The organism is Micromonospora sp. NPDC023814, from assembly GCF_040639595.1.
GTDB lineage: Bacteria > Actinomycetota > Actinomycetes > Mycobacteriales > Micromonosporaceae > Micromonospora.
In genome coordinates this window covers 84,126-104,126 of the sequence record NZ_JBFAAF010000019.1, presented here as the reverse complement: position 1 = coordinate 104,126, position 20,001 = coordinate 84,126, and the positions used below count along the sequence as shown (strand labels likewise).

Here is a 20,001-nt window from a genome sequence, read left to right as displayed (position 1 = left end):
TCCTTCGTCACGCGGTGCCGCCGGGGCGGCGGGGTGGGTTGCGGCGGGTACGACTGCGCCGGGCGGCGGCGCGCAGCGCGGCGCGGGCCAGCTCCGGTCGGTCGGCGGCGCCGTCGAGGCTGGCGGCGAGCGCCCGGATGGTGGGGTGGCGGAAGAGGTCGAGCATCTTGATCGAGCGGCCGGTGGCGGCGGTGAGCCGGGCGTGCACGGCGGCCAGCGCCAGCGAGTGCCCGCCGATGTCGAAGAAGTTGTCGGTGACGCCGACCTGGTCGCGTTCGAGGACCTCGCGCCAGATCCCGGCGATCAGCTCCTCGGTGTCGGTCAGCCCGTCCGGGCCGGCCGGCAGCACGCCGCGCGGCGCCTCGCCGGCGGCGACGGTCATCGCGCCGAGCTGGGGCGTGGCCACCGTCGGGCGGGGCAGCTCGGTGGCCACCCGGTCGGTCGGCGTGTCCGGCGCGGCGACCAGCGCGCCGACGAGGGCGGCCAGGTCCGCCAGCAGGTCGTCGATCCGGCCGGCGTCGAAGAGGTCGGGGTTGTAGACCACCTCGACGCCGCACCGGCCGGCCCGCTCCACCACGTAGACGGTGATGTCGAACGGCGAGCCGGGCTTGGGCACCGCGACGGGGTCCCCGTCCAGGCCGGTCAGCGCCAGCCGGGGCGGGACGAAGTTGAGCACGTTGAACAGCACCTGCACCAGCGGCGCGCGGGAGGTGTCCCGGCCCACGGCGAGCGCCTCGACGATCCGCTCCAGCGGGGCGCCGGGGTGGGCGGTCGCCTCGTGCAGCTCGCCGGCGCACCGGTCGACCAGCTCGGCGAAGCTGGCCGCGCCGCCGCGCACCCGCACGGGCACGGTGTCGATGAAGAAGCCCACCACGTCGTCGAACGCGGCCAGCCGGCGGTCGGCGACGACGGCGCCGACCACGTGGTCGTCGCGGCCGGTGAGCCGGCGCAGCAGCTCGCCGAAGCCGGCCAGCAGCACCGCCGCCACGGTGGCGCCGCGCCGCTCGGCCAGCTCCCGCACCCCGCGGTCACACGCCTCGGGCAGCCACACCGCCGCCTCGGCGCCGGCGTAGGTGGCCACCGCCGGCCGGGGCCGGTCGCGGGGCAGGTCCAGCACGGTGGGCACGTCGCGCAGGTGCGCCACCCACCAGTCCAGGTCGGCGGCGCCGCGACGCCGGTCCCGCTCCGCCCGCCAGACGGCGTAGTCGGCGTACGTGGCGGGCAACGCGGGCAGCGTCGGGCTGCCGCCCGCCAGCGCCCGGTCGTACGCCGCCGCGAGGTCGTCGTAGAGCGGCTTCTCGGACCAGCCGTCGAAGACCGCGTGGTGCAGGGTGATCGCCAGGACGTGCTCCTCCGGCCCGAGCCGGTAGACGGTCACCTGCCAGGGCGGCCCGGTGGCCAGGTCGAAGGAGTGCGCCGCCCCGGCGGCGAGCATCCCGGCCAGGTCCGCCTCGGCGTCGGCGCTGCCGGTCAGGTCGACCACCGGGACGGCCACGTCGGTCGGCTCCTCGCAGACCGCGTACGGCACGCCGGCGGTCTGCGGGATGCGCCAGCGCAGCACGTCGTGCCGTTCGGCGACCGCCCGCAGCGCCGCCCCGAGAGCGGCGGTGTCCAGCGGGCCGCGCAGCCGGTGCGCCACCGCGATGTTGTAGGGAGCGCTGGAGGGGGCGAGCTGGTCGACGAACCAGAGCCGGCGCTGCGGCGCGGAGAGGGTGGGCGGGTTGCCGGTGGTCAGCCCGTCGCCGTCTGCGGGGGCGGCGGCGGTGATCCGCTCCACCAGGCCGGCCAGGGTGCGGCCGGTGAACACGTCCCGGGTGTCGACGTGCCGGCCCAGCTCGGCCCGGAGCGCGGCGACCAGGCGCATCGCGGCGATGGAGTTACCGCCGGCGGCGAGGAAGTCGGTCTCCGGGGTGGGCGTCCCGCCGAGCAGCCGGCCCCAGATCCGGGCCACCGCCGCGGCGAGCGGCTCGTCGGCGTCGACGGGCCCGGCCGGGACCGGGACGTTGGCGGTGGCGGCCAGCGCGCGCAGCGCCGGCCGGTCCAGCTTGCCGGTGGTCGGGCTGACCGGCAGGGCGTCGCGGCGCAGCACCCGGGTCGGCAGCATCGCGGCGGTCAGCCGGGGCAGGGCGTACGCCCGGAGCCGCTCGTCGTCGGGGGCGCCGGCCGGGGTGAGGAAGGCGACCAGCTCGGTGCCGGCCGGGCCGGGGACGGCCTCCACGGCGACCTGCCGTACGCCGGGCAGGTCGGCCAGCACGGCCTCCACCTCGCCCAGCTCGATGCGCTGGCCCCGGATCTTGACCTGCCGGTCGATGCGGCCGAGGTAGACCAGCCGGCCGTCGGGCTCCTGCCGAGCCAGGTCGCCGGTGCGGTAGAGCCGCTGCCCCGGGTGCTCGCCGAACGGGTCGGGGACGAACCGCTCGGCGGTCAGGCCGGGCCGGCCGAGATAGCCGTCGGCCAGCCCGGGACCGCCGACCAGCAGCTCGCCGGCCTCCCCCGGCGGCACCGGGCGCAGCCCGGCGTCGACCACGTACACGCGGTGGTTGGGGACCGGGCGGCCGATCGGCACCGGGTCGGTCTCGGCACCGGTCAGCCCGCCGCTGACCGCCATCACCGTGGCCTCGGTCGGGCCGTAGGCGTTGACGAAGAGCCGGCCGGGGGCCCAGCGGGCGGCCAGCTCGGCCGGCACCGCCTCGGCGCCGCAGAGCACCACCCGCCAGGCGGGCAGCTCCGCCGGGTCCAGCATGGACAGCACGGTCGGGGTGAGGAGTCCCCAGTTCACCTCGTGCGCGGCGATGAACCGGGCCAGCCGCACCGGGTCGGCCCGGTCGTCGGCGCCGACGAGCTGGACGGCGCCGCCGAGCAGCAGCGGCACGAAGAGGTCGATGATCGCCGCGTCGAAGCCGAGCGAGGCGTAGCCGAGGCTGCGTACGCCCGCGTCGGCACCCGTCACCGCGGCGCAGCCGGTGACGAACTCGACCACGCTCCGGTGGGTGACGACCACCCCCTTGGGGCGGCCGGTGGAGCCCGAGGTGAACAGCACGTACGCGGGGTCGCCGGGGCGGGCCGGGCAGGCGGCCAGCGGCGCCGGCCCGGGCAGCCCGATCGCCTCGACGCCCGGCACGTCGCCGAACTCGGCCACGGCGGCGTCACCGACCACCACGGACACCCCCGCGTCGGCGACCATCTCCCGCAGCCGCCGGCGGGGGCCGCCCGGCTCCAGCGGCACGTAGCAGCCGCCGGCGAAGAGCACCCCGAGCACGGTGGCCACGAGGTCGGGGGTGCGGGCTCCGCAGACGCCGACCCGCGTCTGCCGGCCGACACCGCGCCCGCGCAGCGCGGCGGCCACCCCGGCCGCCCGGCCGACCAGCTCGGCGTAGGTGAGCCGGGTGTCCCACTGGCGCACCGCGACCGCGTCCGGGGTCCGGGTGGCCTGGGCGGCGACCAGCTCAGCCAGCGTCGCGTCCGGCCACGGCAGGGTCTCCCCGTGGACGGCGCTGATGGACAGGATGTCGGTCACCCGTTCTCTCCCCGGTGGCTCACTGGATCGGTGATCTGCAACCGCAGCTCGCTGACGTAGCCGCGGCCCCGCGCGTCGGTCACCCAGGCGTCCGCCGGGTCCGGCAGCAGCTCGCCGACCGTCACGGTGACGTCGGGGCCGCTCTTCGCGGCGGCGTCGACCATGGCGCAGAGGGACTGGGCGTGCAGTGGGGCGGTGAGGTCGACGTAGCAGGGCTTGATCTCGGTGCCCACCTTGACGAACACCCGCTCGGGCAGCCCGAGACCCGCCCGCCACCGGCGCACGGCCAGGAACCGCTCGGCCTCGCCGGTGACGCCGGCCAGGCCGGTCTCCGCCACCGTCGTCCGCCAGGTCCGCCGCGCCACGACCAGCCGGTCGATGGTGATCCGGGGCGTGTGCGGGGCCGGCGCGAGGAGCTTGAAGGTGTCCAGCAGCAACGCGCCGAGCAGGTTGGCGAAGATCTCCATCAGCGGCCAGCGGGTGCCGTCCGGCAGCACCGCGAGCCACTCGTCGCCGTCGTTCTCCACCCGCGCCTCGGTGGCGCGGACCAGCCGGTCGACGTCGGCGCCCCGGGCCGTGTCGATGCCGAACTGGCGGTCCCGGGGACCGTTGAGCGCGTACGTGATGCGGGTCGTCATCCGCGGGAAGCTCTCCGGGTAGAGCACCCGCGCCCGGGCCGGCCCGAGTTCGGCGTCCAGCGCGGCCCGCAGCGACGGCTGGTCGGGGTGGAACGGGGTCAGCACCGCGCTGTCGAACGGGACGTACGCCGGGTGCAGCTCGCCGAGGACGAGCAGGAAGTCGCCCCGGTTGAGGGCGTCCAGCCCGGTGGCGGCGATCTGCACGTCCGGGCTGTGGATCCGGGCGGACGGCCAGCCGGGACGGTCGGCGGCGAACAGGGCGCGGGCCCGCTCGGCCAGGTCGGCGCTGCGCAGCCGCAGCTCGGTCTGCCCCGGGGCCACCGTGTCCAGGCCGATGAGCTCCGCCCAGCGGGCGGTCAGCCCGGCGCCGGCCTGGGCGATCGGGCCGTCCGGGGCGAGCAGCAGCCCCTGGGCCAGGGCCCAGATGTCGGCCAGCCGCACCGGCCCGTCGCCGCGCAGCTCGGCGTGCAACTCCGCGAAGAGCCGTTCGCAGGCGGCACCGACCTCGGCGGTCAGCCAGCGCGCGGCCGTCAGCACGATCGCCAGCGGCTCGGCCAGCGCGTCCAGCACCCGGGAGCCGACCGTGAAGTCCAGGTCGCGGGCGGTCTCCTCGTAGAGCACCGTGCGGCCGGCGTACATCTGCCCGGCCTGCCGGGTGGCGGGCCGGCCGGTGATGGCGGTGAACTCGGCGTTCAGCGCGGCCAGCGCGGCGCCGAGCCGGTCCGGGTCCCCGGCCGCCGCGGCCACCTCGTCGCGCGCCGCGCGCAACCGGTCGAACGCGGCCGCCACCTCGGCGCGGACGGACGCGTCGCCAATGGCCTCGATCCGCTCTCCCAGCACGCGCTCGGCGTCCGGGCTGACCGGCAGGCCGGCGTCCCAGGTCAGCAGGCTCCGGTCGACCAGCCGGTCGAGCAGCAGGTAGCAGTCGTCGGCGCTGCGCAGCCCGGCCTCCCCGCCGGCGAGCAGGCGCTCCACCAGGGTGACCGCCGGGGTGCGCCCGTCGCAGGCGGCGAGCAGCCGGGCCTCGGCGCCGGTCAGCTCGGTCGGCGGGAGCAGCGGGCGGGTGACCTGCCGGCCGGAGAGGCTCAGGTGCGGCGGCAGCGTCGGCGCCCACCAGCGCCGCACGGCCAGGTCGTCGGCGAGCCGGTCGGCGTACGCGATCAGCGCCCACGCCTCGAAGTGGACCTGACGCCGGGACACCAGCGCGGGCCCGGGCCGCAGTCGGGTAGCCGGCTCGTCGGGATCGATCCGGCCCCAGCAGACCGGGCCGAAGAACCCGATCGTCTCCGCCTTGCCGCAGTAGCGCTGCCAGTAGCGCAGCAGGCTCAACTCGCGCTTGCGGCGCCGCACGTTGCGCACCGTCGGGTCGGTGCGCAGCAGGCCGTCCAGCGCGATCAGCATCTCCGCGTTCTGCCAGGTGACCGCCTCACGCAGCAGGGGGTCGGCAGCGATCTCGCCGGCCACCGCGGAGCCGTCGGCCAGCGCCGCGGCGAATGCCTTGTCGAACACCTCGGTGGCGGCCTCGTCGGACAGCAGGGCGTCGGCGGCCGCCGCCGCCTCGGGCGCGGCGAAGGCGGCCAGCCCGGCCGCCGGGAAGCCGGCGGTACGCAGGACGACGTCGCGAAACACCGACCAGCCGGTGTCGCCGAGCGGGATCCGGTGGCTCATGACTGCACTCCGCTTCGCTCCGTGCCGCCATGAGGCACCAATGCGCTGTACCGATGATTCACTCGCTGACGCTCGCTCATCGGGCGTCCTCCCGCTCGTCGGCGTCCACGATGTGCAGCCGCAGCTCGCTGAAGTAGCGCCGGCCGGCCGCGTCGGGCACCCAGGCGTCCCCGACCGTGGGCAGCATCTCGCTGACCATCAGCGAGGCGTCGTCGCCGCCGTCGGTGCGGGCGGCCCGCACCATCGCGCAGAACATGGCGCTGAACGCCGGGCTGCTGAGGTCCACGAAGCAGGGCTTGGTCTCGGTGCCGAGCTTGATGTAGACCTGCTCGGGCAGCCCGAGGCGGCGGCGCCAGTCCCGGACCGCGAGGAACCGTTCCCGTTCGCCGGTGACGGTGGCGAGCCCGCTCGCGCCGACCGTGGTGCGCCAGGTCTGCCGCGCCACCACCAGCTCGCCGACCGTGATCCGGGGCGTGTACGGCGCCGGGCTGACCAGCTTGAACCCGTCGACGGCGTGCGCGCTGAGCAGCGGGGAGAAGAGCTCGGGCAGCGTCCAGCGCTGCCCGTCCGGGCCGGTGGCGACCAGCCGGCCACCCTCCTCGGTGACGGTCAGGTCGACCGTGGGCAGCACCCGGTCCGGGTCGGCGCCGGGCGCGGGCGCGAAGGCCAACTGCCGGTCGGTCGGCCCGGTGAGCGCCTCGGCGACCCGGCTGGTGCGCCGGGGCCAGTCGGCCGGGGTGAGCAGCCGGATCCGCCGCTCGCCGAGGTCCTCGGTCAGCGCGTCGCGCAGCCGGCCCACGTCCGGATGCGAGGGGGTGAAGACCTGGCAGTCGAAGGACGCCCAGGCGGCGTGCAGCTCGCCGAGGACCACGGTGTAGTCGCCGCGCGCCAGCGCCTCCGCGTCGGCGGCGCAGATCTGCAGGTCGGGGCTGTGCAACCGGGCGTTGGGCCAGGCCGGTCGCTCGGCCGGGAAGGCCTCGGCGACCCGGGTGGCCAGGTCGGCCACCGGCAGCCGGACCTGCGTCGTCCCGGCCGGCAGCGCGGCCAGGCCGAACAGTCCGGCCCAGCGGTCGGCGAACTCGGCGGCGACCGCGTCGACCGGCCGGGCGCCGTCGCCCCAGAACAGGCCCTGCGCCAGGAACCAGAGGTCGGCCAGGGACACCTGGCCGCCGCCCGCCTCGGCGCGCAGCTCGTCGTACAGCTCGCGGAACGCCGCGTCGTACGCCCGCTCCAGCGCGTCGACCAACCAGCGGGCCGCCTGGAGCAGCATGGCGAGCGGGGCGGCGATCCGGTCGAGCAGCGGCTTGCTGAAGACCACGTCGAGGTCCCGGCTGGTGTCCTCGTAGCAGAGGGTGCGGCCGGCGTACATCTGGCCGGCGCGGCGGCGCGGGGGCTGCCCGGTCAGCTCGGTGAAGGTCGCGTCGAGCGCGTCCAGGGCGGCGCCGAGCCGCTCCGGGTCGCCGGCGGCGGCGGCCACGGCGTCCCGGGCGGCGCACAGCCGGTCGAAGCCGGCGCGGGCGTCCTGCCGGGCGGGCTCGTCGCCGATCTCCTCGATCCGCCGCCGCAGCACGTCCTCCGCGTCGGGGCTCACCGGCAGCCCCGCGTCCCAGGTGATCAGCTCGCGCTCGACCAGCCGGTCGAGCAGCGCGTAGCCGTCCTCCGCCCGGCGCAGCCCGATCGTCGGGTCGGCGACCAGCTCGCGGGCCGGGCGCCGGCCGTCGGCGGCGGCCAGCAGCGCCGCCTCCACCGGCGTGAGCGACACCGGCGGCCGGCCCGGCCGGCGGACCGTGCGGTCGGCGAGGCTGAGCTGCGGGCAGAGCATCGGCGCCCACCAGGCGCGCACCGCCACGTCCCGGCCGATCCGGTCGGCGTAGGCGCTGAGCGCCCAGGACTCGAACCACACCCAGCGGCGCCGGGTCAGGCCCGGGCCGGGGCGCACGTCGGCGGTCTCCGGGCGCGCCGGGTCGAGGGTGACCCAGCAGCTCGGGCCGAAGAAGCCGACCGTCTCGTTCTTGCCGCAGTACCGCTGCCAGTACTTCAGCAGGGCGCGTTCCCGGTCCCGCCGCCGCACGTTGCGCGCCGGGTCGGGGCCGCCCCGCGCCAGGCCGTCCAGCGCGACCACGGCGCCCCGGTTCTGCCAGGTGACCGCCTCCCGCAGCAGCGGATCGGCAGCCAGCTCGGTGATCCGGCGCCCGGTCGCCGTCACCGCCTCGGCGAACTCCTTGTCGAACCGCTCCGCGCCGTCGCCGGTGGCCAGCAGCTCGTCGGCGGCCGCTGCGGCCTGCGGGGCGGACAGCATGGTCAGGCCCTCGGCGGGGAAGCCGGTGGTGCGCAGGATGGCGTCCCGCCACACCGACCAGCCGGTGTCGCCGAGTGGCACCCGGTGCCCGGCCGGGGCCGCGCCGGTCCCGACCGTCGCCGCCGCCGGGACGGCAGCCGCCGGCTCCGGGCCGGCGGCCACGGACCCGTCGAGGTCGGCGCGGATCGCGGCGAGCAGCTCGGGGAGCCGGTCGTTGAGGAAGAAGTGCCCGCCGTCGATCTCGTGCAGGGTGAAGCCGGCGGCCGTGTGCTCACGCCAGCCGTCGCTGTGCTCCCGGGCGACGGCGCGGTCGTGCCGGCCGCTGAACGCCACGATCGGCACCGGCAGCGGCTCCTCCGGCGTGTAGCGGTAGCTGTCGACCCGGCCGAAGTCGGCGCGCAGCAGCGGCAGCAGCAACTCGACCAGCTCGGGGTGCGCCAGCAGCTCGGCCGGCAGGCCGCCGCCGGCGCCGAGGCGGCGCAGCAGCTCGTCGTCGTCCACGCCGGACAGCCCGTCGAAGAGGCTGGCCGCGGTCACGTGCGGGGCGCGGGCGCCGCCGACGTAGAGCCGCAGCGGCAGCGGACGGCCGGCGCCGCGCAGCTCGCGGACCACCTCGAAGCCGACCCGGCCGCCCATCGAGTGGCCGTAGATCGCGTACGGGCCGCGGACCCGGTCGGCGATGGCGGACGCGACGTCGGCCACCCGGAACTCCGGGTCCTCGCTGATCCGGTTCTCCCGACCCGGGAGCTGCACCGGCAGCACCTCGACGTCCGGGCCGAGCCCGTCCTGCCAGCGTCGGAAGACGCTCGCGCCGCCGCCGGCGTAGGGCAGGCAGAACAGTTGCACCGGTGCCGGGTCACGGCGGCCGGCGGAGACGAACCAGTTCACCGCGCGCCTTTCTGAGGGGGGTCGATCCAGTACCGCTGGCGCTGGAACGGGTAGGTGGGCAGCCCGGTCCGCCGGACCGAGCCGTCGGGGTGCAGCTCGGCCCAGTCCACGTCCCTGCCGGCGACCCAGGCCGCCGCCAGCTCGCGCAGCTCGCCGGGCTCGCCGGCCAGTCGGGCGTCGGTGGCGAGCAGCTCGTCCAGGGCGGCGACGGCCCCGGCGGGGTCGGCCGCCACCACCGCCGCCCGGCAGCCGAAGGCGCGCCGGCCCAGCGCGAGGGTGGCGGCCACCTCGGTCAGCGCCGGCGCGGCCCCGGCGAGGTGCTGCCGCAGCCGGGTCAGCGCCGCCCGCAGCGCCGCCGGGGTCCGCGCCGACACCGGCAACAGGTACGCGGGCGCCTCCGCGCCGTCGACCGGCTCGGCCGGGGGCGGCTGCTCGACCACCACGTGCGCGTTCGTGCCGCCCAGCCCGAACGAGCTGACCCCGGCGACGCGACGGGTCGCCTCGGGCCAGTCCCGCGCCTTGGTCGGCACGTAGAACGGACCGCCGGCCAGGTCGATCTCCGGGTGCGGACGGGTGAAGTGCAGGTTCGGCGGGATGACGCCGTGCTGCACGGCGAGCACGGCCTTGATCAGCCCGGCGATGCCGGCGCCCGCGTCGAGGTGGCCGATGTTGGTCTTCACCGAGCCGAGCGCGCACGTCTCGGCGGGCCCGGTGCCGGCGTACACCTCGTGCAGGGCGGCGACCTCGATGGCGTCGCCGAGCGGCGTGCCGCTGCCGTGGGCCTCGATGAAGCGGACCTCGCCCGGGGCGACCTCCGCCGCGGCGAGCGCGCCGGCGACGGCGGCGGCCTGCCCGGCGGGCCCGGGGACGGCGAACCCGGCGCGGTCGGCGCCGTCGTTGGTGACCGCCCAGCCGGGCAGGATCGCGTAGATCCGGTCGCCGTCGGCCTGGGCGTCGGCGAGCCGGCGCAGCGCGACCACACCGGCGCCGGAGCCGAAGCCGGCGCCGGCGGCGGCCTCGTCGAAGGCGCGGCAGCGGCCGTCCGGGGAGGCCAGACCGCCGGGGGTGTGCCGGTAGCGGGGCCAGGTGACGTTCACCCCGCCGGCCAGGGCGATGTCGCACTGGTAGTCGGCGAGGCTCTGCGCGGCGAGGCAGACCGCGACCAGCGAGCTGGAGCAGGCACTCTGCACGGCGACCGCCGGCCCGGTCAGGCCCAGCCGGTAGGCCACCTGCCCGGGCAGGTGGTCGGTGAACTGCCGGCCGACGAGCCGGGCCTCCCAGTCGTCGGGGTCGACGTCGCCGACCACGGCCGGGTTGTCCATGAGATGGAACAAAAAGTACCGGTTGGCGGAGGTGGCGGCGTAGACGCCGACCAGCCCGGGGAACCGGGCCGGGTCGTGCCCGGCGTCCTCCAGGGCCTCCCAGGCCGTCTCGAGGAAGAGCCGGTGCTGCGGGTCGGTGCGGGCCGCCTCGTCGGCGCCGAAGGAGAAGAACTCGGCGTCGAAGTCGGCCACCCCGTCCAGCCGGCCGGCCGCCTTGACGTGCCGGGGGTCGGCGCGCAGGCCGGGGCCGATGCCGAGGGCGGCCAACTCCTCGTCGCTGTGGTCGTGGATGGAGTCCACGCCGGCGCAGAGGTTCCACCAGAAGGTGCCGACGTCGGGCGCGCCCGGGAACCGGCCGGCGAGGCCGACCACGGCGATCTCGTCGCCCGTGTACTCCCGGGCGGCGGTCGCCGGGGCGACCGGAGCGCGCACGGCCGGCGCGCGGACCGGCTCCGGCGGGGTGTCGACCAGCCGGGCCTGGGCGGCCACGGTCGGGTGCTCGAAGAGCCGCAGCATCGGCAGCCGCACCCCGAACCGCTCGGCGAGCCGCTGCTGCACCCGACCGAGCAGCAGCGACTGGCCGCCGACGTCGAAGAAGCTGTCGGAGCGGCCGACGGCCGGGCGGCCGAGCACCTCGCACCAGATGTCGTGCACGACCCGCTCGGTGGGTGTGGCCGGCGCCTCCCCGGCGGGCACGTCCCGGGCCGGGTCGGGCAGCGCCCGCTCGTCGATCTTGCCGGTGACGGTGAGCGGGAACTCGTCGACCACCACCACCGCTCGCGGCAGCGCGTACTCCGGCAGCCGTCGGGCGAGGGCGTCGCGCAGGGCCACCGGGTCCAGCGCGGCACCGCCCGGCCGGGCGTACGCGAGCAGCTCGCCGTCGCGCGCGATGGCGCGGACCGCGGCGACGCCCGGCTGGTCGGCGAGCACGGCCTCGATCTCGGTCAGCTCGACGCGGAACCCGCGCACCTTCACCTGCCGGTCGAGCCGGCCGAGGCAGACGAGGTCGCCGCCGGACAGCCGCGCGCCGAGGTCCCCCGTCCGGTACGTCGGCACGCCGTCGGGGTCGACGGCGAACCGGTCGCTGTCCTGGCCGAGGTAGCCGGGGGCGAGGTGCCGGCTGCGCACCACGATCTCGTCACCCTCGCCGAGGCGCAGCTCGTACCCGGGCAGCGCCGTGCCGATCGGCAGCGGCCCGGTGGCGGCAGGGTCGGCGTCGGCGAGCGGCAGCGCGTACCGGGCGGCGAAGGTCATCTCGGTGGCGCCGTAGCCGTTGACCAGCACGCAGTCGGGGGCGAAGCGGTCCCGCCCGCGGGCCGCGTCGGCGTGGGTGGCCTGCTCGCCGCCGAGCAGCACGACCCGCACCCGGTCGAGGCGGGGGCCGGGGGTGTCGAGCAGGAAGCGGTAGACGGTCGGGGTGGAGTGGTAGACGGTGACCCCGTGCCGGGCGAGCTGCTCGACGGCGTGAGCGAGGCCGTGCCGGCGCAGCTCCACCGGAACGACGGCGGCCCCGGCGAGCAGCGCCGGGTAGAGGTCGGGGATCGCCGCGTCGAAGCTGAACGAGGCGAGCAGGCTGAGCCGGTCCTCCGAGCCGATGTGGAGGGCCGCGATCTGGTTGTCCACCACGTGCAGCAGGTTGCGGTGGGTCTGGCCGACCGCCTTCGGCACGCCGGTGGAACCGGAGGTGAAGAGCACGTACGCCAGCGCGTCCGGGTCGACGGGCACGGGCCGCAGCGGCGCGGCCGGGAGGTCGTCGACGGTCAGCACCCGGACGGCCGGCCGGTCGGCGGTGAGCCGACGGGCCAGCCCGGCGTGCTCGACTCCACACAGGACGGTGTCGACCTCCGCGGCGGCGAGCATGTGCCGCAGCCGCTGCTCCGGGAAGCCCGGATCCAGCGGCACGTACGCGCACCCGGCGGCGAGCGTGCCGAGGATGGCGGCGATGGTCGCGGGCCCGTGCCCGGTGAGCAGGGCGACCCGGTCGCCCGGCCGGCACCCGGCCGCGGCGAGCGCGGCGGCGTGCCCGCCGGCGGCGCCGGCGAGCGTGGCGTAGCTGAGCGGGGCGGCCTCGCCGAGGACGGCCGGCTGGTCGGGCTGGCGGGCGGCGACAGCACCGAAACGATTGACTACCGTCGGTTCTGCCATGTCAGCGCGCGGTGGCGGACCCGCTCATGGACAGCGCGCAGCGTTCGACAAACGCAACCATCGATCCCCCCCCAGGACTTCACAATGGAAGCAGCATAAGGCTCGATGCCTGGCGGGAAAGATCATCGTTTAGAGTCCAGCCGAACAGTCGACGGGCACCTCACGCAACGGATGGGTAAAACCGTCCGATCATCCCTCTAGCGCGTAGAGGAGCTTCCGTCTACTTGCGAGCCGGCCGGTGATTCTCCGGCCAAACGGCGCGTGGACCTTCAGTCTTCCTGCGATCGGGGTCGATGTCCACAGACGACTTTGTGAACGACGGATGACCGGCTGGGTCGTCGGCTGTCATATGGCGGGCGGGGGGATCGGCTGGCTCGTACCGTCGAAGTCCCCGGGCAGCCGGGCGACCATGTCGCGGAACTCGTCGACGGTGACCGCCTCCCGCAGGGTGGCGAAGACGGCGCCGGTGCCGACCCGGGCGGTGGCCTCGTCCACCCCGGCCCGCTCCCCCACGCGGCGCAGGAACTCCGCCGGCCCGAGGGGGGCCGGCCGGTCGTCGGCCGGGTCGGGCCCGGCCAGGTAGCCGTCCAGCTCGTCGGGGAGGTGCCCGGCCAGGTCGCCCGACCGGCCACCGGTCATCCGCTCCACCATCGTCTGCAGCACGGCGCGGGCGATCGTGGCGGACTGCGCGGTCGACAGCCCCGCCCGGCGGGACACCGCGTCGACGAATAGGGGAAACCGCACGGCGCCCTCCTGTCGTCACCGGCCCCGCGCATACCCGCGCCCGCCGCCGGCAAACGACCCGCCCGCCCCGCCCGTCCTGGCCCGACTGGCGCCGCCTCGACTGATCCGCCGTTTCCACGCTGGGCCGAGAACGACGCCCCGATCACACCGATGCGCACGGTGCCGCGCGCCCGGGCGGCGGGCATGGCCGGCGGGCACTGAGCGGCACGGCTCAGCCGGTCCGGTCGTCAGCGAGGACGTCGAGCAGCAGCGCGGCGGTCCAGCCGAAGGCGGGCGAGCCGAGCCCGGCGCCGGTGTCCGGGTGGAAGTACTCGTGACAGCCGGAGCGGGCCACCAGCTCGATCATCGAGTCGCGCAGGCCGGCCGCCAGGTCGGGACGGCCGTGGGTGAGCAGGCCCCGGCGCACCAGCCAGTTGACGTTCATCCAGCTCGGCCCGCGCCAGTAGCGCAGCGGCTCGAAGTCCGGCGCCGTGCGGTCGTGGCTGGGCAGCGGCCGGTCCATCCGGGCGGCCAACCCGAACCGCGGCGAGCACGCCTCGGCGACCAGCGCCGTGGCCTGCCGGGCGGGCAGGTCGGGCAGGATCAGCGGGACGAGGCCGAGCACCGTCCGGGCCGGCACGAGGCGGTCGGCGCGCAGGTCCCGGGGCTGGAGGGTGCCGGTCGTGGGGTCGTACAGCCGGCGCACCAGGGCCTCGGTGATCCGGGCGGCACGCTCCCGGTGCGGGCCGGGATCGGCCCCGACCACCGGCGCGATCCGGGCGAGCGCGTGCTCGGCGGCGCCCATCGCCGCGTTGAACAGCGGGCACTCCACGAGGAACGGATGGTGGGCGGCCAGTTCCACGTCACGGTAGCGGTGCTGCCGGTAGGACGCCACGATCGCGACGTAGCGCGCGTAGTCGAGGTCGGTGGGGCGGTGCGCCGCGTCGGCGTGCGCGGTGTCGTGCCGGCGGTACGCGCGCATCACGGCGGCGTCGGCGGGAACCGCCGCCATCGGCGCGTCCCAGGCGGGGCTGTTGTCCAGCCCGGACTCCCACGGGTGGACGATGCAGGCCAGCCCGCCCCCGCCGACGTCCCGGCGGGTGGCCAGGTAGCGCTGCTGCGCCACCAGCCCGGGATAGAGCCGGCGCAGCGCGGCCCGTCCGTCCGCCGAGGGGCACCGACGGTACGCCAACCACGCGGCGGGCGCGTGCACCGGCGGCTGGACCAGCCCGGACGTGGCGGCGGCCGGGGCGCCCTCGGCGAGGGCCGCGTCCCAGAACTCCGGCCCCGGGAAGTACGAGCCGACCCGCAGCGCCGGGTTGAACACGATGTGCGGTACCCGCCCGTCGGCCCACTGGGCCCGGAACAGGCTCGCCAGCTCCCGCCAGGCGCGGCCGGGGCGGACGTGGGCCCAGCCGAGCGCGATGAACGCCGAGTCCCAGCTCCACTGGTGCGGGTAGAGGGTGCGCGAGGGCACGGTGTGGTCGTGCTCCCAGTTGCCGTCGAGGGTGGCGACGGCGAGCTGGCGCAGCGCCGCGCCGTCCCGGGGGCTGGCGTCGGCGGCCGTCCCGGTGTCCGGGCCGCCGTCGGCGGTGTCGGTGCTCATGCCGCCGCTTGCCGAGGCTGCGCGTGTCGGAGCACGGCGGCGGCCTGGTGCAGGGCGCGGACCGGATCACCCCGCAGCCGGCACTCCAGCGCCAGCCAGCCCCGGTAGTCGATCTCCAGCAGGGTGCGCACCAGGGCCGGCCAGTCGAGGTGGCCGGCGCCCGGCTGGTAACGGTTGGAGTCGCTGACCTGCACGTGCCCGAGATAGGGCGCGGCGGCGCGCAGCGCCCGGTGCACGTCGTCCTCCTCGATGTTCATGTGGAACGTGTCCGCCACCACCCGCACCGAGGGCAGCCCGACGGCCGCGCAGAGGGCCACCGCGTCGTCGAGCCGGTTGACCATGTGGTCCTCGTACCGGTTCAGCGGTTCCAGGAAGAGGGTGACCCCCTCGGCGCGGGCGTGCTCGCCCAGCTCGCCGAGGGCGTCGAGAAGCACCTGCCGGTCGCCGGCGGGCGAGCGGGGCGGCTCGAACGGCGGCAGCCGCCGGGAGAACATCCCCCACGCCGCCGGGGTCATCGCGCCGACGCCGCCGAGCTCGGCGATCACCGAGAGCTGCGAGCGCAGGTTGCGCACCGCGTCGCGGGACCGCCCGGGGTCGAAGTCGCCGATGAAGTGGCCCATCTCGACGCAGACGGTGGGCATGACCACCCCGGCCGCCCGGGCGCGACGCAGCTCGGGCAGCCGGCGGGCGAGGCCGAGGTCGCCCCGGCCGCGCAGCTCGATCGCGTCGTAGCCGAGCGCGGTGGCGAGCGCGTACTTCTGGATCAGGTCGGTGCCCGGCAGGAGCTGCTCCTGACAGGCCAGGGGAATCGTCATCGGAACCTCAGCACCACTTGGAGGGCGTCACCGTCACCGCGGTCGAGCAGCGCCAGCGCGTCGGCCACCGCGCTGGCGTCCACGACGTGGCTCACCAGCGGCAGCGGGTCGACGCTGCCCTCGGCCACCAGGTCCATGAAGGTGTGTGCGACGCGGGCTCCGGTCCACCGGCCGGCCATGCCGGGGGCCGGGGTCGGCCCGGAGACCTGGGCCGCCACCAGCTGGATCCGGTTGTGGTGGAACTCCTCACCCAGGCCGAGCCCGTCGGCCTGCCCCTGGTAGAAGCCGGCGGCGACGACGCGGCCGGCGTGGGTGGTGGAGCGGATCGCCTCGTGCAGCGCCGGGTAGGCCCCGGACAGCTCCAGGCAGACGTCCGCGCCCCGGCCGCCGGTGGCCCGGCGCAGCACGGCCGCGGCCGACTCGGCGCCCGCGTCGACCGCGATGCGCGCGCCGAGTCGGGTGGCGTGGGCCAGCCGGGCGGGCACCCGGTCGACGGCGACCACCCGGGCGCCGGAGAGGGCGGCGAGGCGGGTGGCGAGCAGCCCGATGACGCCCTGCCCGAAGATGCCGACCCAGTCGCCGAGGTGCAGGTCGCCGGCGAGCACGGCGGTGAGGGCGATCGCCCCGGGGCGGGCGAAGACGGCCGCGAGCGGATCCAGCCCGGCGGGCAGCGGATGCACCGCCTCGGCGGCCACGACCGCCTCGGCGCGATGCCCCCAGATGCCCCACACCGCCTCCCCCGCCCGCCGGTCGGCCACGTCGGGCGCGACCTCGACGACCTCGCCGACCTCCTCGTAGCCGAAGCCCACCAGCGGGTACGGCACGGAGGTCTGCCGGGGCACGAACATCCGGCTGACGTCGTCCCAGTCCTTGCTCAGCCGGGGGTTGCTGCCCCGGTAGAGGGTGAGCTCGGTGCCGGCCGAGATGCCGGAGTAGCAGGTGCGAACGCGGACCTGACCGGGCCCGAGCGGATCCGGGGGGCAGGGCTCGAGGCTGATCCGTCGAGGCCCGGCCAGAGAGACAACCCAGTTGACCATGAGTCACATCCCGGTAGCACTGGGTTCCATCGTAGGCAGAAAATCGGTATATGTCTTGTAATTGATCAATCGAAGGCGTTGAATCCCTTGTATACCCTTCGAGAGGAGTGCCACCGATGTCAGCACCTCCGATGCGGATACTCGCCGCCACCCTGATCATGGCAGTCACCGGGGCCAGCCTGCTGGCCTGCGGCGACGAGGAAACCGACAGCGACAGCAAGAAGATCACCGTGTGGAGCCTGGAGGACGTGGCCGACCGGGTCACCGCCACCAAGGCGATCATCGCGGACTTCACCGCCCGGACCGGGATCACGGTCGACCTGGTCACCGTGAACGAGGACCAGTTCCCCTCGCTGATCGCCTCCAGCGCCGCCGCCGGCGAGTTGCCCGACGTGGTCGGCTCGGTGTCGCTGGCCGGGGTACGCACCCTCGCCGGCAACGAACTGCTGCACCCCTCGGCGAACGCGGAGGTCGTCGAGGCGCTCGGCCGACAGACGTTCTCGCCGCGCGCGCTCGAGCTGACCGCCGACGACGGCAGACAACTCTCCGTGCCCAGCGACGGCTGGGGTCAGCTGCTCGTCTACCGCAAGGACCTGTTCGACGCCGCCGGGCTGCCCGCCCCCGACACGTACGAGAAGATCGCCGCCGCCGCCACGAAGCTGAACACCGGCAGCGTCGCCGGCATCACCGCCGCCACCGCCCCCGGCGACGTGTTCACCCAGCAGACCTTCGAGCACCTGGCGCTGGCCAACAACTGCCAGCTCACCGACGACTCCGGGGCAGTGAAACTGGACTCCCCCGAGTGCGTCGAGGCGTTCCGGTTCTACGGCGACCTCATGCGCACCAGCTCCGTGAAGGGCGCGCAGGACGTGGACACCACGCGGGCCACCTACTTCGCCGGCAAGGCGGCCATGCTGATCTGGTCGCCGTTCATCCTCGACGAGCTGGCCGGGCTGCGCAACGACGCCAGGCCGACCTGCCCACAGTGCCAGGCCGACCCGACGTACCTGGCGAAGAACAGCGGCTTCGTCACCGCGATCAAGGGCCCGAACGGCGCCGCGCCGGCCCAGTACGGCGAGATCAGCTCGTGGGCCGTGCTCGACGGCGCCGCCGCCGACTCGGCGAAGTCCTTCGTGGAGCACATGCTCGGCGACGCCTACCCGCGCTGGTTCGGCATGTCCCCCGAGGGGCGCTTCCCCGTTCGCAAGGGCACCGCGGCCGAGCCGGAGAAGTTCCTCACCGCCTGGAACGCCAGCCAGGCCGGGGTGGACGCCAAGAAGCCGCTCGCCGACGTGTACGGCGAGGAGGTGCTCGCCGGCCTGCGGCGCAGCCCGGACACCTTCCAGCGCTGGGGCCTCACCCAGGGCCAGGGCAAGCTGGTCGGGGCGATCCTCGGCGAGCTGCCCGTGCCCAAGGCGCTGAACGACGTGGTCGCCGGCAAGACCGACGCCGCCGCGGCAGCCGGCCGGGCGAAGAAGGACGTGGAGGCGATCAAGGCGGGCGTCAATTGACCACCGCCGCGCCGGGCACCGGCCGCTCCCCCACCCGGGATCGGCCGGCCCCGGCCCGCCGCCGGCGCCCGCTGACCCTGCGTCGCCGGGAGGCCCGCGCCGGGCTGGCGCTGGTCGCCCCGACCCTGCTCGTCGTCGTCGCGGTCATCGGCGTCCCCATCGTCTGGACCGTCGTGCTGGCCTTCCAGCGGGTACGCCTCGCCACGCTGCGCCGCACCGGGCTCTTCGGCGAGTTCACGATGGACAACGTCGAGCGGGTCCTGAACACCCCGGGCTTCGCCGACACCCTCTGGACCACGCTGGTCTACAGCGTGGCCAGCACCGCCGGCTCGATCGTGCTCGGCCTGGTGGCGGCGCTCGTCGTACGCAGGCCGTTCCGGGGCCGCACCCTCGTGCGCGCGTCGATGCTGCTGCCGTACGTGGCGCCGGTGGTCGCGGTCACCTTCGTCTGGCAGGTGATGCTCGACCCCCAGCTCGGCGTCGTCAACGACTGGGGCCGGCGATTCCTCGGCTGGGACACCCCGGTGCCGTTCCTGTCCCAGGAGTCGACGGCCCTGGCCACGGTCGTCGCGTTCGAGGCGTGGCGCTACTTCCCGTTCGCGTTCCTGTTCCTGCTCGCCCGGCTCCAGGCGGTGCCCGGCGAGTTGGAGGAGGCCGCCCGGGTGGACGGTGCCACCCCCACCCAGCGGTTCCGGCACATCCTGCTGCCGCAACTGCTGCCGGTGATCGGCCTGCTGGGCGTGCTGCGGTTCATCATGACGTTCAACAAGTTCGACGACGTCTACCTGCTCACCGGCGGGGCGGCCGGCACCGAGGTGGTCAGCGTCCGGGTCTACGAGTTCTTGACCGCGCGGACGGACATCGGCGCGGCGGCGGCGCAGGCGGTCGTGCTCGCGGTGGTGCTGATCGTGTTCGTGCTGGTGTACCTGCGCTTCTTCGGTGGACGGAGGGTCGACTGATGGACCGGGACCGGATCGAGACGGTGGGCCTGCGCTGGCTGCGCCGGCTGGTGATCGCCACCTTCCTGCTGGTCACCGTCTTCCCCTTCTACTACATGCTGGTGCTCTCGGTGCGCCCCATCGAGCGGCTGCTGCTCGACCCCGGCTCGCTGGTGGTGGGCCTCGGCGAGCTGACCTTCGACACGTACGCCGAGGTGGTCAGGGCCGCCGACGACGGCGGCCAGGGCTTCCTCACCTTCATGCGCAACAGCGGCCTGGTCGCCGTCGCGGCGACCCTGCTGACGCTGGCCGTGGCGATCCCCGGCGCGTACGCCGTCGCCCGGCTGCGGTTCTTCGGCCGGCGGCAGGTCGACTTCCTCTTCCTGGCGGTCTACCTCTTCCCGTCGATCGTCATCGCGATCCCGCTCTTCGTGGTCTTCACCCGGGCCGGGCTGCGCGGCTCGCTGCTGGGCCTGGTGCTGGTCTACATCTCGCAGACCCTGCCGGTCTCGGTCTACATGCTGCGCAACTACTTCGAGACCATCCCCGTCAGCCTGGAGGAGTCCGCGGCCATCGACGGCGCGGGGCGGCTCGGCATCATCCGTCGGGTCAGCCTCCCCCTGGCGGCGCCGTCCATCATGGCGGTCGCCCTGTACGACTTCATGATCGCCTGGAACGAGTTCCTCTTCGCCCTGCTCTTCCTGGTCGACAAGCCGAACCGGTGGACGGTGTCGCTGGGGCTGGCACAGCTGGCGGACGGGGTCGAGGTGCCGAAGACGGTGCTGATGGCCGGTTCGGTGATCCTCACCCTGCCCATCGTGATCCTCTTCTTCGCCAGCGAGCGCCTGCTCACGGAGGGGCTCACCAGCGGCGCCGAGAAGGGCTGAGGCGGGA

At 75.5% G+C, this 20,001-nt stretch carries 11 protein-coding genes; 3 read left to right on the top strand and 8 right to left on the bottom strand.

Going from position 1 to position 20,001, the window contains the following annotated elements; translation table 11 throughout:
- Positions 1–7: 7 nt before the first annotated feature.
- The 8 genes from AB0G14_RS13350 to AB0G14_RS13315 form a co-directional block, all read right to left on the bottom strand.
- Positions 8–3,517: an amino acid adenylation domain-containing protein gene (locus AB0G14_RS13350; protein WP_357696909.1), complete on the bottom strand. Its 3,510-nt coding sequence runs from the start codon at positions 3,515–3,517 to the stop codon at positions 8–10.
- Positions 3,514–5,823, bottom strand: a complete 2,310-nt coding sequence (locus tag AB0G14_RS13345; protein WP_357696907.1) for a lantibiotic dehydratase — start codon at positions 5,821–5,823, stop codon at positions 3,514–3,516. The genes AB0G14_RS13350 and AB0G14_RS13345 overlap by 4 nt, the downstream gene beginning before the upstream one ends.
- 76 nt (positions 5,824–5,899) lie before the next feature.
- Entirely contained in the window at positions 5,900–9,010 is a 3,111-nt protein-coding gene (locus AB0G14_RS13340) for a thioesterase domain-containing protein (RefSeq protein WP_357696905.1), read from the bottom strand.
- Entirely contained in the window at positions 9,007–12,477 is a 3,471-nt protein-coding gene (locus AB0G14_RS13335; protein WP_357696903.1) for an AMP-binding protein, read from the bottom strand. The genes AB0G14_RS13340 and AB0G14_RS13335 overlap by 4 nt, the downstream gene beginning before the upstream one ends.
- Positions 12,478–12,822: 345 nt before the next feature.
- Complete coding sequence (locus tag AB0G14_RS13330; protein WP_357696901.1) at positions 12,823–13,221, bottom strand: DUF2267 domain-containing protein; 399 nt, start codon at positions 13,219–13,221, stop codon at positions 12,823–12,825.
- 211 nt (positions 13,222–13,432) lie between these two features.
- Positions 13,433–14,806 carry a hypothetical protein gene (locus AB0G14_RS13325; protein ID WP_357696899.1) on the bottom strand — a complete coding sequence of 458 codons (1,374 nt, stop codon included), beginning with the start codon at positions 14,804–14,806 and terminating at the stop codon, positions 13,433–13,435.
- On the bottom strand, positions 14,803–15,621 hold the full coding sequence (locus tag AB0G14_RS13320; RefSeq protein ID WP_357696897.1) for a sugar phosphate isomerase/epimerase family protein: 819 nt from the start codon (positions 15,619–15,621) through the stop codon (positions 14,803–14,805). Before AB0G14_RS13320 ends, AB0G14_RS13325 begins: the two co-directional genes overlap by 4 nt.
- Positions 15,618–16,658 carry a zinc-binding alcohol dehydrogenase gene (locus tag AB0G14_RS13315; RefSeq protein ID WP_357696895.1) on the bottom strand — a complete coding sequence of 347 codons (1,041 nt, stop codon included), beginning with the start codon at positions 16,656–16,658 and terminating at the stop codon, positions 15,618–15,620. The genes AB0G14_RS13320 and AB0G14_RS13315 overlap by 4 nt, the downstream gene beginning before the upstream one ends.
- A 116-nt stretch (positions 16,659–16,774) precedes the next feature.
- Between AB0G14_RS13315 and AB0G14_RS13310 the strand changes: the two genes are divergently transcribed.
- From AB0G14_RS13310 to AB0G14_RS13300, 3 genes are read left to right on the top strand one after another with little or no spacing between them, the layout of a single operon-like run.
- On the top strand, positions 16,775–18,169 hold the full coding sequence (locus AB0G14_RS13310; protein ID WP_357696893.1) for an extracellular solute-binding protein: 1,395 nt from the start codon (positions 16,775–16,777) through the stop codon (positions 18,167–18,169).
- Positions 18,166–19,128: a sugar ABC transporter permease gene (locus AB0G14_RS13305; RefSeq protein WP_357696891.1), complete on the top strand. Its 963-nt coding sequence runs from the start codon at positions 18,166–18,168 to the stop codon at positions 19,126–19,128. The genes AB0G14_RS13310 and AB0G14_RS13305 overlap by 4 nt, the downstream gene beginning before the upstream one ends.
- Complete coding sequence (locus tag AB0G14_RS13300; RefSeq protein ID WP_357462124.1) at positions 19,128–19,994, top strand: carbohydrate ABC transporter permease; 867 nt, start codon at positions 19,128–19,130, stop codon at positions 19,992–19,994. The genes AB0G14_RS13305 and AB0G14_RS13300 overlap by 1 nt, the downstream gene beginning before the upstream one ends.
- The last annotated feature ends 7 nt before the right edge of the window (positions 19,995–20,001 follow it).

What these genes read in the sequence shown, in the direction of transcription:
- AB0G14_RS13345 (WP_357696907.1), bottom strand. Translation starts at nt 5,823, where the DNA reads ATGAGCCACCGGATCCCGCTCGGCGACACCGGCTGGTCGGTGTTTCGC.
- AB0G14_RS13335 (WP_357696903.1), bottom strand. Translation starts at nt 12,477, where the DNA reads ATGGCAGAACCGACGGTAGTCAATCGTTTCGGTGCTGTCGCCGCCCGC.
- AB0G14_RS13325 (WP_357696899.1), bottom strand. Translation starts at nt 14,806, where the DNA reads ATGAGCACCGACACCGCCGACGGCGGCCCGGACACCGGGACGGCCGCC.
- AB0G14_RS13320 (WP_357696897.1), bottom strand. Translation starts at nt 15,621, where the DNA reads ATGACGATTCCCCTGGCCTGTCAGGAGCAGCTCCTGCCGGGCACCGAC.
- AB0G14_RS13315 (WP_357696895.1), bottom strand. Translation starts at nt 16,658, where the DNA reads ATGGTCAACTGGGTTGTCTCTCTGGCCGGGCCTCGACGGATCAGCCTC.
- AB0G14_RS13310 (WP_357696893.1), top strand. Translation starts at nt 16,775, where the DNA reads ATGTCAGCACCTCCGATGCGGATACTCGCCGCCACCCTGATCATGGCA.
- AB0G14_RS13300 (WP_357462124.1), top strand. Translation starts at nt 19,128, where the DNA reads ATGGACCGGGACCGGATCGAGACGGTGGGCCTGCGCTGGCTGCGCCGG.